Here is a 13,644-nt window from a genome sequence, read left to right as displayed (position 1 = left end):
TGGTTGGCGAGCTTCAGAGCAGGAAGTCCTTGGAGATGCCCTTGCGGCGCAGGATGCGGCGCAGGTGCTCCAGTGCCTCGATCTGGATCTGGCGCACCCGTTCCCGGGTCAGGCTCAGCGTGGCGGCCAGTTCTTCCAGCGTGCAGATCTCGTGGTTGTTGAGACCGTAGCGGCGCTCGATCACCATGCGCTGCTTTTCGGTCAGCTGCGACAGCCATTCGTGCACGAAATGTTCGATCTGCACATTGTGCAGCTGGGTGTCCGGCTCCTCGTGCTGCTCGTCGGGAATCGACTCGCCGATCGACAGCATCGGATCGATATCCAGCGGTGCATCCAGTGAGGCCATGCGTTCGTTGAGGCTCATCACCTTGCGCACTTCTTCCACCGGCTTGTCGACCAGATGGGCGATCTCGTCCAGGGTCGGCTCGCGGCCGATCTGGCTTTCCAGATGGCGAGAGGCACGCAGGTAGATGTTGAGTTCCTTGATGACGTGTACCGGCAGGCGGATGGTGCGCGACTGGTTCATGATTGCGCGTTCCACGCTCTGCCGGATCCACCAGGTGGCATAGGTGGAGAAGCGGAAGCCGCGCTCAGGATCGAACTTCTCCAGCGCGTGCATCAGGCCGATGTTGCCTTCCTCGATCAGGTCGAGCAGCGCCAGCCCGCGATTGATGTAGTGCTTGGCAATATTGACCACCAGCCGCAGGTTGTGCTCGATCATCTTCTGCCGGGCGGCGAAGTCGCCTTGCACCACGCGGCGTGCCAGCGCCACTTCTTCCACAGGCGTCAGCAGGGCATTGTTGCCGATATCGTTGAGGTAGATCTGGGTGACGTCGGTGACCTCGCTGACCGTCGGGCTGACACTGCTTTCCTCGGCCTCAGCGGTTTCCTTGGCTTCTGCCTCCTGCTCTACCTCTTCATCCAGCACTTCTTCAAGTAGTTCCAGATCATCGCTCATGATGCTTTCCCCCGCTTGCAGTTACCCCGATGCAGGGGAGTCCCTGCTAGGGTTTAGCTTCCAGAAACTTGCTCGGATCGACCGGCTTGCCCATCTCCCGGATCTCGAAATGGAGTTTTACCTGATCTGCGTCGGTATCGCCCATTTCGGCAATTTTCTGGCCCTTCTTGACCGCTTGTCCTTCTTTGACCACTAATGCACTGTTGTGTGCGTAGGCTGACAAATAAGTCTTGTCGTGGCGGATGATGATCAGCTTGCCATAACCACGCAGACCGCTGCCACTGTAGACCACCTTGCCGTCATTGGCCGCCATTACCGGCTGGCCCAGTTTGCCGCTAATGTTGATGCCCTTGTTCTGGTCCGAGAAGCCCCGTACCACCTTGCCCTGCGTCGGCCACTGCCACTGGTTGCCTGTCGCGGCCGAGCTTTCCGGGCGGCTGTTGTCAATCACCACGCCGGTCGTGGCCGGAGCCGTCGTGCCGGCGACCTTCGGTGGCTGTTTCTCTTGTGGCAGCTTCTCCTGCGGTACGGGCGGCTTGCTGCTGCCTTCTGCCAATTGAGGCAGCTGCTTGTTCGCATTCTCCGAGTACGGCAGCTTCAATGCCTTCGGGTATTGTTTCAGCGTCTCGTTACCGTTCTTGGCGACGCTGCCGACCGTATTGCTTGCTGTTGCCACTTCGGCTGGCGGCTTGGCCACCGTCACCAGGCTGGGGGTGCCGGGTGGGGTCAGGCGCAGTGTCTGGCCAACCTTGATGTTGTAGCCATCCAGATTATTCCATTCCGCCAGATCCTGATAGCGCAGACCATTATTAACCGCAATGCGGTACAGCGTTTCGCCGGCCTGTACCTGGTGCGTGCTGCCGGCCGTCGGTGTGTTCGCCTTCGGCAGTGAGCCCAGCCGGATCGGGCTGCTCTGCGTGCCACCCGCTACCGGGTTGCTGCTTGCGGCCTTGCTGCCGGTGGCGGTGCTGCCGAGAACGCTGGCTTGGCCGGCCACAATCGGTGCCGGAGTCGGGCTGCTGGTGGCGCAGGCGGCCAAGAGCAGCGGCAGGACGCAAGGCAGCGGTCGGATCAGTTTAAATACATGCTTGTACATTGTCTTAAAGGTGTTATAAGCCAGTTCTGAGCTGGCTGTAAATTGTCTGACAATCTGGCTGGTGTGTGTTGTTGCGTTTGTGCCCTGCATCATTGTTTGCCGGGTAGCAGCGGCACAAAGCGGACGGCTTCCAGCCGGGTTTCCTGAATTGCGGTGGCGGTCTTTTCGTACAGCCACAGAAACTGCTCCTGATCACCGATCGGCAGGACCAGCCGGCCGCCGGTGGCCAGTTGTGGCAGCAGCGCCGGCGGCACCTGGCGGGCGGCGGCGGTCATGATGATGCCGTCAAACGGTGCCACGTCGGGCAGCCCCTGATGGCCGTCGCCATGAACCAGTCTGGCATGGACCAGCTTGGCATTGCGAAGGTTCAGCCGTGCCTTGTCGAGGATGCCGGACAGGCGCTCTACGGAGTAGACCTGGGCGCCGGTTTTCAGCAGCACGGCGGTCTGGTAGCCGCAGCCGGTGCCGATCTCCAGGATCTTGCCGGGGCTGCTGCGTCCTTCCAGCAACTTTTCGGTCATGCGTGCCACCGTCAGCGGCTGGGAGATGGTCTGTCCCTGTCCGATCGGCAGCGACACGTCATCGTAGGCGCGGGTTGCCAGTGCCTGGTCGATGAACAGGTGGCGCGGCACCTCGTACATCGCCGCCAGCACCCGCTCGTCGCGTATGCCCTGCTGGCGCAGGCGCTCGATCATGCGCAGGCGCGTGCGCTCGGAAATCATGCCGTAGCTGCCCTGGGCAAGGCTTACTGGTTGAGCCATGTGCGGATGAATCCCATTTGTTCGCTGGCGGTCAGGTCTATCATCAGCGGCGTGACCGAAATCCGGTTATGGCGAATGGCGTGGAAATCGGTGCCGGCGCCGGCGTCCTGCTCCGGGCCGACCGGGCCGACCCAGTACACGGTGTCGCCCCGCGGATTCTTGCCGGCAATCACCGGCTCGGCATGATGACGGCGGCCGAGGCGGGTGACCTCGATCTCTTGCAGCTGTGCCACCGGTACGTCGGGGACATTGACGTTCAGCAATACCGGGTGGGTAAACGGTGTCTTGAGAATGTTGGCCATCAGCAGGTCGACGGCATGACAGGCGCTGGCGAAATGGTGCTGCTTGCCGGCAAGCGAAACGGCGACCGCCGGAATGCCGAGCAGGAAAGCTTCGGTGGCGGCGGCGACGGTGCCAGAGTACAGCGTGTCGTCGCCCATGTTCGGACCGTGGTTGATGCCGGAGAACACCATGTCTGGCTTGAAATCCAGGAAGCCGGTGACGGCAACGTGCACGCAGTCGGTAGGTGTGCCGTTGACATAGTTGTAACCGGAAGCCGCCCGCTTCACGCTCAGTGGCCGGTCCAGCGTCAGCGAGTTGCTGGCGCCGCTGCGGTCGCGCTCCGGCGCCACCACCACCACCTCGCCGTACTTGGCCAGGGTGCTGGCCAGGGCCGCGATCCCCGGCGAGAAATAACCATCATCATTGCTAACAAGAAATTTCATGGCAACCTTCCGTCCAGACCTCCCGATTGTATCCGCGTATGCCGGTGGCGCAAAATTTCTCTGTCTGCTTGTTTTGGCGTGCCGCTGCAGAATGAAAAAGGCCGGCATGAGGCCGGCCCGGAGTGTTGTGCAGTACCGTCGACTCAGGCGTAGTAGCGCTGGCTGAAGTCGAGCATGCGTTCGATCGGCAGTCTGGCGGCGTCCATCTCGGCCTGGCTCAGGTAGTCGATGCGGGTGCCCTGGCCCTGCTGCGCACGCTTGACCGCTTCGATGGTGTTCATCTTCATGTACGGACAGGAGTTGCACTGGCAGCCGGCGTAGATAGGCGCCTGGCGGATGTCCAGTTCCGGGCGGGCCAGACGCATGTTGTAGAGGATGCCGTCTTCGGTGGCGACAAAGATCACGTCGCTGACCGCGCCGTCATAGGCCTTGATCCAGTTGAGCATGCCGGAGGTGGAGCCGACGTACTGCGCGCGCTTGAGCACCGGCAGCGGGCTCTCCGGGTGGGCAATCAGGTAGGCCTTGCTGTTGACGGCTTCCAGTGCCTCGTTGAGGGCGGCCTCGTTGAACTTGTCGTGTACCTCGCACACCGCCGACCACAGTGGCATGTCGTAGCCGTACTGGTAGTTGAGGTAGCCGCCCATGTTGCGATCCGGCGAGAAGATGACTTTTTTGCCTTGCTCGTACAGGTGAGCAATGATGTCATCGACGTTGCGGCTGGTGACGATCCAGTCGGAGAGTGCCTTGTGTGCGGCCGAGGAGTTGATATAGGACACATGCACGTGGTCGGGGTAGCTCTCGCGCCACTGGCGCAGCGCATCGACATCGGTCTGTGTCACCAGTGAGCAGGTGGAGCCGGCATCCGGCAGGATCACTTCGGCTTGCGGGTTCAGGATTTTTGCCGTCTCGGCCATGAAGCGCACGCCGGCGAAGACAATGATGTCGGCATTGGATTCGCGCGCGAACAGGGACAGCTCCAGGCTGTCTCCCACCTTGTCGGCCATTTGCTGGATTTCGGGCTGAGTGTAGTAGTGCGCAAGTGTAACGACGCGTTTAGACATGGTAGCAATCCCCGGCACGGGCATGAGCCCTGGCTGTTGGCGTTGATTCTTGATGCGGCGCAACAAAAATGCAGCGCCAAACAGGGAAGATTAGCAATAATGTTCGTGCGGCGCTACTGTCGAGATGCGTTGTATGCCGACGGCAAGTGGCCGTTGTATCTTTACACATCTGCAATGGCAACCGGCTATCGCGTGCGCCACTCGGGCCGGAAACCTCTGTCCATCAGGATGGCAAAACTATGAAACCGCACTATCTGACTCCCTTGTTTTCCCCTCGCAATGTTGCCGTGATCGGCGCCAGCGATACGCCCGGCTCGGTGGGGCAGGCGGTGTTTGCCAATCTGCTGGCCGGCAACTTCCAGGGCAAGCTGTATCCGGTCAATCTCAATCACCGCATCGTCGGCGGCATTGCCGCCACGCCGTCGGTGCGGCTTATCGAAGGGCCGATCGATCTGGCGGTGGTGACCACGGCGTTGCGCGGTCTGCCGGCCATCGTCAAGGATTGCGGCAAGAAGGGGGTCAAGGCGATCCTGCTGGCCAAGGATTTTTCCGATTCCGAGGACGTGGAGCGCGCGGCGATGGACGAGGCGCGCTCGCTGGCACGCCACTACGGCATCCGCATTCTAGGTCCCAACGTGCTGGGGCTGATGCGGCCGGTGGCCGGCTTCAATGCCAGCAACTACAACAGCCGGGTGAAGGCGGGCAATCTGGCGCTGGTGTCGCAGTCCTCGGCGCTGTGTACCGCGATGCTGGACTGGGCCGACAGCAAGGGTATCGGCTTTTCCAGCGTGGTATCGGTCGGCGAGGCGCTGGACGTCGAGTTCGGCGAAATCCTCGATTATCTGATCGCCGACAACTTCACCCAGGGCATCCTGTTGCACGTGCACCATGTGCACGATTCGCGCCGCTTCATGAGTGCGCTGCGGGCGGCGGCGCGGACCAAGCCGGTGGTGGTGGTGAAGTCCGGCCGTTACGAGGATGACGTGATCGGCGTCACCCACTCCTCGAACATGGTCGAAAGCGGCGACGTGTTCGATGCCGCGCTGTCGCGGGCCGGTGTGCTGCGGGTGGCTACCATTGCGCAGCTGTTTACCGCCGCCAAGGTGCTTGCGGCCAACTATCGCGTCACCGGCAAGCGCCTGGCGATCGTCACCAACGGCATCGGCCCCGGCGTGCTGGCGGCCGACAGTGCCTATATGTACGGCGTGGAGCTGGCCAAGTTGTCTGCCGCCAGTCTCGACCTGCTCAACGAATCCCTGCCGCGCAACTGGTCCGGCAGCAACCCGGTCGACATCATCGGCGACGCCAGCCCGGTGCGCTTCCGTACCGCGGTCAAGGTCTGCCTCGACGATCCCAATGTCGACGGCGTACTGGTGATCTTCACGCCGCAGGCCGGCACCGACCACCTGACCACCGCGCAGCTGATGGTCGGCTTGCAGCGCGAGAGCAACAAGCCGCTGTTCCTGTCGTGGCTGGGCGATGCCAAGGTGTCGGAAAGCCGTGAGCTGTTTTCCAAGTCGAAGTGCGCGCATTTCCGCGCGCCGGAGTTCGCCATCGAGGTGTTCCGCAACCTGGCCTCCTACCACCAGAACCAGCAGTTGCTGCTGCAGACGCCGGGGCCGCTGGAAGGCGAGCGGCTGGTGCCGGACGTGCTCAGCGCCCGCGCGGTGATCGCCGCGGCGCAGGCGGAAGGGCGCAGCATCCTGTCGGAGCGCGAGTCGAAGGCGGTGCTGGCCGCCTTCAACATCCCGGTCAACCCGACAAGGTTGGCCGCAAGCGAGGACGAGGCGGTGCGCTACGCCGCCGAGATCGGTTACCCGGTGGTGCTGAAGATCGATTCGCCGGACATCATCTACAAGTCGGATGTCGGTGGTGTCGAACTCAATATCAGCAACGAAGCCACACTGCGCGACGCCTATCGCGGCATCATCGGTCGCACGCTGCAGGCACGGCCGGAGGCGAAGATCGTCGGCATCTCGGTGCAGCCGATGCGCAAGCGCCGTTTTGCCCGCGAGCTGATGGTGGGCGTGACCCACGATGCCTCGTTCGGGCCGGTGATCACCTTCGGTGCCGGCGGGATCGCGGTGGAAGTGATGCAGGACCGCGCCTTGAGCCTGCCGCCGGTCAACCACTATCTGGTTGAGCGCATGATCGACAAGACCCGCATCGGCAAGATACTCGGCCCGTTCAAGAACATGCCCGGCATCGATCTCGAGGCGCTGAAGAATATTGTGCTGCACGTGTCGGAGCTGGTGTGCGAGCTGCCGGAAGTGCGCGAGATGGACATCAATCCGCTGATGGCGGACGAGTCCGGCGTGGTGGCGCTGGACGCACGCATCATCGTGCAGCCGACCACGGCGACCAAACCGTACGGCCACATGGCAATCATGCCGTACCCGGTGCACATCGTGCACTGCGCGATGCTGAAGGACGGCACCACGGTGATGATCCGGCCGGTGCGCCCGGAAGACGCGCAGATGCAGCAGGAGTTCGTGCGCAACCTGTCCGAAGAGAGCCGCTACAACCGCTACATGTCCAGCATCAAGCAGCTGTCGCAGAGCATGCTGGTGCGCTTCACCCAGCTCGACTACGACCGCGAGATGGCGCTGGCGATGGTGCGGCAAACCGATAACGGCGAAGAGCAGCTGGCGGTGGCGCGCTACATCACCGATCCCGACAACGAGAGCTGCGAGTTCGCGCTGGAGGTGGCCGACTCGTGGCAGGGCAAGGGCATCGGCGTGACCCTGATGCAGGCGCTGTTCGACGCGGCGCGCGAACAGGGGCTGAAAACCATGGTTGGCGAGGTGCTGGCCGGCAACAAGGGCATGCTGAAACTGATGGCGCGGCTGGGCTTCGTGGTGACCACGCATCCGGAAGACCGGGCGCTGACCATCGTGACCAAAGACCTGCAGGGCGAGGCGACGGTGAAGTCGCTGCAATAAGCGCTTGCGGTATAAGGGAAAAGTGCCATAAAATCGGAAGCTTTTCTACGATTCCGTAATTTTAAGGACAATCGACAATGGTAGTGATTCGTCTTGCACGTGGTGGCTCCAAGAACCGCCCGTTCTACAGCGTGGTAGTAACTGATTCCCGCAGCCGTCGCGATGGCCGCTTCATCGAGCGCGTTGGTTTCTACAACCCGGTCGCCAACGAGAAGGAAGAGCGCGTTCGCCTGTCCATGGACCGTCTGAACTACTGGATTGGTACTGGCGCACAAGTATCTGATTCCGTTGCAAAACTGCTGAAAGAGCAGCCAAAAGCCGCTTGATCTCCGTTGATCTGCCAATAACGGAGCCTGAGCGCATGCGTGATGATGATCTGGCAATAATGGGTTTTGTCCGCGGCGCGTTCGGTGTTCGTGGCTGGATCAAGGTACACGCGGATACCCAGTTCGCTGACAGCCTGTTTGACTATCCGGTCTGGTGGATCGGCAAGGAAAACGACTGGAAGCCTTTTACGTTCAAGGACGGGGCGGTGCAGCCAAAGAATCTGGTGGCACAGCTGGAAGAAGTCACTGGGCGTGAGCAGGCTGAGGCGATGCGTGGCCTGAAAGTTGCAGTACCCAAGGCGGAATTGCCGCCTGCCGAAGAGGGCGAATACTACTGGTCGGATCTGATCGGTATGGACGTCATCAACGCGGAAGGCCTCTGTCTGGGCAAGGTTGTGGATCTGATGGAAACCGGTGCCAATGACGTGCTGGTGATCAGCGGTGAACACGGCCAGATCCTGATCCCGTTTGTGGCTGCCTATGTCGGCGATGTCGACACGCAGAGCAAGCAGATCAAGGTCGAATGGGGGCTGGATTACTGATGCAGCTTGATGCGGTATCACTGTTCCCCGAAATGTTTGATGCCATCACCCGCCACGGGGTCACCCGTCGGGCGCTGGAACAATCGATCTGGCAGTTCTCGGCGTGGAATCCGCGTGATTTCACGACCGACAATTACAAGACAGTCGACGATCGCCCTTACGGCGGCGGCCCCGGAATGGTCATGATGGCCAATCCGCTGGAGCAGGCCATTGCGGCCGCGAAAGCCAGGCAGCAGCAGCAAGGTGTCGAGCGTAGCCATGTCGTGTACCTGTCGCCTCAGGGGCAGCCGCTGACGCACCAACGGGTGGCAAGCCTGGCCGCAATGCCGGGCCTGATCCTGTTGTGCGGGCGTTACGAAGGCATCGACGAGCGCTTGATCGACCAGGAGGTCGATGAAGAGATTTCGGTCGGTGACTACGTGCTGTCCGGTGGTGAATTGCCGGCGATGATCGTGATGGACGCGGTGGTACGGCTGTTGCCGGGGGTGCTCAATGACATGCAGTCCGCCTACGAAGACTCCTTCGTGGATGGTCTGCTGGATTGCCCGCACTACACGCGTCCGGAAGAATACCGGGGTGTCCGGGTACCGGAGGTTCTGCTTTCCGGTAACCATGCCCTGATCGCCAAATGGCGGCTGCAGCAGTCTCTCGGACGCACCTGGTTGCGCCGGCCGGACTTGCTGAAAGACCGCATTTTGACAAAACAGGAATCTCGGCTGCTGACGGAGTTTCAGCAGGAACAAGATTCCCTGAAAAACAAGGAGTAGTAACATGAATCTGATCCAGCAACTGGAACAGGAAGAAATCGCTCGTCTGGGCAAGACTTTCCCTGAATTCGCACCTGGCGACACCGTTGTCGTGCAAGTCAAGGTTAAGGAAGGTAACCGTGAGCGTCTGCAGGCTTACGAAGGTGTTGTGATCGCTCGCAGCAACCGTGGTCTGAACAGCTCTTTCATCGTGCGCAAACTGTCCGCCGGTGAAGGCGTTGAGCGTACCTTCCAGCTGTACTCCCCGCTGATGGCTTCCATCGAAGTGAAGCGTCGCGGTGACGTACGTCGTGCCAAGCTGTACTACCTGCGTGGTCGTACCGGCAAGTCCGCACGTATCAAGGAAAAGCTGCCAAACCGCAAGTAATCCACTTGCGAAGGCTTTGCCTCAAGAAAGCGCCAGCCTGTTGCTGGCGCTTTTTTCATGTCCGTACGCAATAAAAAAACCATGGCACAGCACACTCAGTCCCTCTCGTTGGCGCCGGCATTGGACGGCTTTCTCGATCACCTCTGGCTGCTGGATAACCTGTCGCTGAACACGCTGGCCGCCTACCGCCGCGATCTGGGGCGGGTGCAAGAGTTGCTGCTGGCACAAGGCACGACGCTGGAGGAGGCCGATACCCCGGCGCTGGAGCAGGTGATGCTGGCGCTGATCGAGGTCGACAAGCCGGCCACGCGCGCGCGGCGTCTGTCGGCGGTGCGGCGCTATTACCAGTACCTGTGCCAGCAGCAGCTGCGCGATGACGATCCGGCGGCCAGACTGCAGGCGCCGCGGCTGGGACTGCGCCTGCCGACCTCGCTGTCGGAGCAGCATGTGGAGGCGCTGTTGCAGGCACCGGATTGCGAGACCCCGCTCGGGCTACGCGACCGGGCGCTGATGGAGGTGCTGTACGCTACCGGCTTGCGCATCAGCGAACTGGTCGGTCTGCAGCTGGGGCAGTTGCATCTCAACGACGGTTATCTGCGTGTGGTCGGCAAGGGCAACAAGGAGCGGCTGGTGCCGCTGGGCGAGGTGGCCGAGGACTGGTTGCGGCGCTATCTGGCTGGGGCACGCACGCTGATCCTGGGGGCGCATCGCTGCGATGCGGTGTTTGTCAGTCGCCGCAAGCAGGCGCTGACCCGGCAGATGGCCTGGGTGCTGATCACGCGCTACGCGCGGCAGGCGCAGTTGCCGCCATTGAGTCCGCATACCCTGCGCCATGCCTTCGCCACCCATCTGGTCAACCACGGCGCCGACCTGCGCGTGGTGCAGCTGCTGCTGGGCCATGCCAGCCTGTCCACCACCCAGATCTACACCCATGTCGCGCGCGAACGCCTGAAAGCACTGCACCTGGCGCATCACCCGCGCGGCTAAGGTTGGCCGCAGGCAAGAAAAAACCCCGCGTCGTGACGCGGGGTTGTGCTTTGGACGTCAGTCTCAGGCAACGTCGGCGGTTTCCTCGAAGCTCAGCTGAACCTTCTCCGCGTCGTCGATGTCCACCGTCACCTCGCCGCCATTGGCCAGGCGGCCGAACAGCAGCTCGTCGGCCAGCGCCTTGCGGATCATGTCCTGGATCAGGCGTGCCATCGGGCGGGCGCCCATCAGCGGGTCGAAGCCCTTCTTCGCGAGGTAGGTGCGCAGCTCGTCGGAGAAGTGGACCTCCACTTTTTTCTCTTGCAGCTGCTGTTCCAGTTGCATCAGGAACTTGTCCACCACTTGCAGGATGATCTGCTCGTCCAGCATGCGGAACGGGATGGTGGCATCCAGCCGGTTGCGGAATTCCGGGCTGAACAGGCGTTTGATGTCCGCCATTTCATCCCCGGCCTGCTTGCTGTTGGTGAAGCCCATGCTCGGCTTGGCCAGCGCTTCGGCACCGGCGTTGGTGGTCATGATGATCACCACGTTGCGGAAGTCGGCCTTGCGCCCGTTGTTGTCGGTCAGCTTGCCGTGATCCATCACCTGCAGCAGCACGTTGAAGATGTCCGGATGTGCCTTCTCGATTTCGTCCAGCAGCAGCACCGCGTACGGCTGCTTGTTGATGGCCTCGGTCAGCAGGCCGCCCTGCTCGAAACCGACGTAGCCCGGTGGCGCACCGATCAGGCGCGATACCGCATGACGCTCCATGTATTCCGACATGTCGAAGCGGATCAGCTCGACGCCGAGGAAGTAGGCCAGCTGTTTCGCCACCTCGGTCTTGCCGACGCCGGTCGGGCCGGAGAACAGGAAGGAGCCGATCGGTTTCTGCGGGTTGCCGAGGCCGGAGCGGGCCATCTTGATGGCGCTGGTCAGCGCCTCGATCGCCTTGTCCTGGCCGAACACCACGTTCTTCAGGTCGCGGTCGAGGTTTTTCAGCACGTTGCGGTCATCGCTGGAGATGGTCTTCGGCGGAATGCGCGCAATCTTGGCGATGATTTCCTCGATCTCGGACTTGTTGATCACCTTCTTCTGGCGCGACTTCGGCAGGATCTTCTGCGCGGCGCCGGCTTCGTCGATCACGTCGATCGCCTTGTCCGGCAGGTGGCGGTCGTTGATGTAGCGGGCGGACAGCTCGGCGGCGGTGGTCAGCGCCGACACGGTGTACTTCACGCCGTGGTGCTCTTCAAAGCGGCTCTTCAGTCCCTTGAGGATTTCCACGGTCTGTTCCACGGTCGGTTCCACCACGTCGATCTTCTGGAAGCGGCGCGACAGCGCGCTGTCCTTCTCGAAGATGCCGCGGAACTCGGTGTAAGTGGTGGCACCGATGCAGCGCAGGCTGCCGTTGGACAGCGCCGGCTTCAGCAGGTTGGACGCGTCCAGCGTGCCGCCGGAGGCGGAGCCGGCACCGATCAGGGTGTGGATCTCGTCGATGAACAGGATCGCGCCCTTGTCTTCCGACAGCTGCTTGATCACCTGCTTCAGGCGCTGCTCGAAGTCGCCGCGGTACTTGGTGCCGGCGAGCAGGGCGCCCATGTCCAGCGAGTAGACGGTCGCGGTGGCCAGCACATCCGGCACGTCGCCGCCGACGATGCGGCGGGCCAGACCTTCGGCGATGGCGGTCTTGCCCACACCGGCCTCGCCGACCAGCAGCGGGTTGTTCTTGCGGCGGCGGCACAGGATCTGGATCACGCGCTCGACTTCGCTGGCGCGGCCGATCAGCGGATCGATCTTGCCGTCACGGGCCAGCTGGTTCAGGTTCTGGGTATAGCTTTCCAGCGCCCGGCCAGGGTTGGCCGCGGCTTCTTCCTGGTCGGCGTCGTTGTTCTCGCTGTGCTCGCTGCTGCCCGGGCCGCTGGCTTTCGGGCTTTGCTTGGTGATGCCGTGCGAGATGAAGTTGACCACGTCCAGGCGCGAGGTTCCCTGCTGGTGCAGGTAGTACACGGCATGGGAATCCTTTTCGCCGAAGATCGCGACCAGGATGTTGGCGCCGGTGACCTCTTTCTTGCCGGAGGACTGCACGTGCAGGATGGCGCGCTGGATCACGCGCTGGAAGCCGAGCGTGGGCTGGGTTTCCACTTCGTTGTCACCCGGGACGATCGGGGTGTGTTCGTCGATGAAATCGCCCAGCTGCTTCTTCAGCTGTTCGATATTGGCGCCGCATGCGCGCAGCACTTCGGCAGCAGACGGATTGTCTGTCATCGCCAGCAGCAGATGCTCAACGCTGATGAGTTCATGCCGCTTGCGCCTTGCCTCCATGAATGCCATGTGCAGGCTTACTTCCAGTTCTTGGGCAATCATCAGTTTTCCTCCATGACACACTGCAGCGGTTGCTGGTGCGCCCGTGCGTGCTGCGAAACTTGTTCAACTTTGGTCGCGGCGACATCTTTAGTATAAACACCGCAAACGCCTTTGCCTTCTGTATGTACCTGCAACATGACGCGTGTTGCCTTGGTCTCGTCCATGTAAAAAAACTGCTGCAACACGGCGACCACAAAATCCATCGGGGTAAAGTCATCGTTCAGCAGCAAGACCTTGTACAGGGGTGGTGGGGCCGTCTTGCTGCGGGACGCCTGGAGCGTCGTGTCATCCTGATACTGCGTAGACATGTGGGCTTTCTACTAATTTCGTGCTTGCTTGAAGTTTGGTTCGCGGTGCTTTTTTTTCAAGAGTAACGCATGGTATTGTGCTTGTCGCTTGACGTCTTGGTACGGCTGGCGTAAAAACGAACTGTAAGTTGGCTTACCAGTTTGCATAAGGTTGTCCTTTGCATGCTTGTAGGCTCGAATTGTCAGGCTGCTGCAGCCTGTTTTCATTATGCATGTAAGGATAGTTACAGATGGCAACTGGTATTGTTAAATGGTTTAACGACGCTAAAGGTTTCGGTTTCATCACTCCTGATGGCGGTGGTGACGACCTGTTCGCGCACTTCTCCGCGATCAATATGCAAGGCTTCAAGACCCTGACCGAAGGTCAGCGTGTATCTTTCGACATCGTCCAGGGCCCTAAAGGCAACCAGGCGTCGAACATTCAGGCTGCCTGATTTAGCCGCGTCTGACGCAAAACCCCCGCC

14 protein-coding genes are annotated in these 13,644 nt (G+C 61.3%); 7 read left to right on the top strand and 7 right to left on the bottom strand.

Annotated elements, in window-relative coordinates:
* Positions 1-13: 13 nt before the first annotated feature.
* The 5 genes from rpoS to nadA form a co-directional block, all read right to left on the bottom strand.
* Positions 14-958 (bottom strand): RNA polymerase sigma factor RpoS, encoded by a 945-nt coding sequence (rpoS, locus tag IE100_RS04825; RefSeq protein ID WP_189372983.1) that lies wholly within the window; start codon positions 956-958, stop codon positions 14-16.
* A gap of 46 nt (positions 959-1,004) precedes the next feature.
* A complete protein-coding gene (locus tag IE100_RS04820; protein ID WP_229800225.1) occupies positions 1,005-2,147 on the bottom strand; it encodes a peptidoglycan DD-metalloendopeptidase family protein in 1,143 nt (380 codons plus the stop codon).
* Complete coding sequence (locus IE100_RS04815; protein WP_189372982.1) at positions 2,144-2,815, bottom strand: protein-L-isoaspartate(D-aspartate) O-methyltransferase; 672 nt, start codon at positions 2,813-2,815, stop codon at positions 2,144-2,146. Before IE100_RS04815 ends, IE100_RS04820 begins: the two co-directional genes overlap by 4 nt.
* Positions 2,800-3,540, bottom strand: coding sequence for a 5'/3'-nucleotidase SurE (surE, locus tag IE100_RS04810; RefSeq protein ID WP_189372981.1), 741 nt, complete (start codon positions 3,538-3,540; stop codon positions 2,800-2,802). The genes IE100_RS04815 and surE overlap by 16 nt, the downstream gene beginning before the upstream one ends.
* A 143-nt stretch (positions 3,541-3,683) precedes the next feature.
* Entirely contained in the window at positions 3,684-4,601 is a 918-nt protein-coding gene (gene nadA, locus IE100_RS04805) for a quinolinate synthase NadA (RefSeq protein ID WP_189372980.1), read from the bottom strand.
* Positions 4,602-4,840: 239 nt separating this feature from the next.
* On the opposite strand from nadA, the gene IE100_RS04800 reads away from it, so the two are divergent.
* From IE100_RS04800 to xerD, 6 genes are all read left to right on the top strand, one after another.
* On the top strand, positions 4,841-7,543 hold the full coding sequence (locus IE100_RS04800) for a bifunctional acetate--CoA ligase family protein/GNAT family N-acetyltransferase (RefSeq protein WP_189372979.1): 2,703 nt from the start codon (positions 4,841-4,843) through the stop codon (positions 7,541-7,543).
* 77 nt (positions 7,544-7,620) lie between these two features.
* On the top strand, positions 7,621-7,869 hold the full coding sequence (gene rpsP / locus IE100_RS04795) for a 30S ribosomal protein S16 (RefSeq protein WP_047966732.1): 249 nt from the start codon (positions 7,621-7,623) through the stop codon (positions 7,867-7,869).
* A 35-nt stretch (positions 7,870-7,904) separates the two neighbouring features.
* Entirely contained in the window at positions 7,905-8,411 is a 507-nt protein-coding gene (gene rimM, locus IE100_RS04790; RefSeq protein ID WP_229800224.1) for a ribosome maturation factor RimM, read from the top strand.
* Entirely contained in the window at positions 8,411-9,178 is a 768-nt protein-coding gene (gene trmD, locus IE100_RS04785) for a tRNA (guanosine(37)-N1)-methyltransferase TrmD (RefSeq protein WP_189372978.1), read from the top strand. Before rimM ends, trmD begins: the two co-directional genes overlap by 1 nt.
* Positions 9,179-9,182: 4 nt before the next feature.
* Positions 9,183-9,545, top strand: coding sequence for a 50S ribosomal protein L19 (rplS, locus tag IE100_RS04780; RefSeq protein WP_189372977.1), 363 nt, complete (start codon positions 9,183-9,185; stop codon positions 9,543-9,545).
* A gap of 81 nt (positions 9,546-9,626) precedes the next feature.
* Positions 9,627-10,532, top strand: coding sequence for a site-specific tyrosine recombinase XerD (gene xerD, locus IE100_RS04775; RefSeq protein ID WP_229800223.1), 906 nt, complete (start codon positions 9,627-9,629; stop codon positions 10,530-10,532).
* A 63-nt stretch (positions 10,533-10,595) separates the two neighbouring features.
* Here the strand turns inward: xerD and clpA are convergent, their stop codons facing one another.
* Positions 10,596-12,872, bottom strand: coding sequence for an ATP-dependent Clp protease ATP-binding subunit ClpA (gene clpA, locus IE100_RS04770; RefSeq protein ID WP_189372975.1), 2,277 nt, complete (start codon positions 12,870-12,872; stop codon positions 10,596-10,598).
* Positions 12,872-13,180, bottom strand: coding sequence for an ATP-dependent Clp protease adapter ClpS (gene clpS / locus IE100_RS04765; protein WP_189372974.1), 309 nt, complete (start codon positions 13,178-13,180; stop codon positions 12,872-12,874). The genes clpA and clpS overlap by 1 nt, the downstream gene beginning before the upstream one ends.
* 230 nt (positions 13,181-13,410) lie before the next feature.
* Here clpS and IE100_RS04760 point away from each other — a divergent pair, with 230 nt between their 5' ends.
* The gene (locus tag IE100_RS04760) at positions 13,411-13,614 is read left to right on the top strand and encodes a cold-shock protein (RefSeq protein WP_047966725.1); all 204 of its coding nucleotides are present in this window, start codon (positions 13,411-13,413) and stop codon (positions 13,612-13,614) included.
* Positions 13,615-13,644: the final 30 nt, after the last annotated feature.

Source organism: Vogesella alkaliphila, assembly GCF_014652475.1.
Classification (GTDB): domain Bacteria; phylum Pseudomonadota; class Gammaproteobacteria; order Burkholderiales; family Chromobacteriaceae; genus Vogesella; species Vogesella alkaliphila.
The sequence above is the reverse complement of the archived record's forward strand: the minus strand, read 5'-3'. Positions and strand labels throughout refer to the sequence as shown.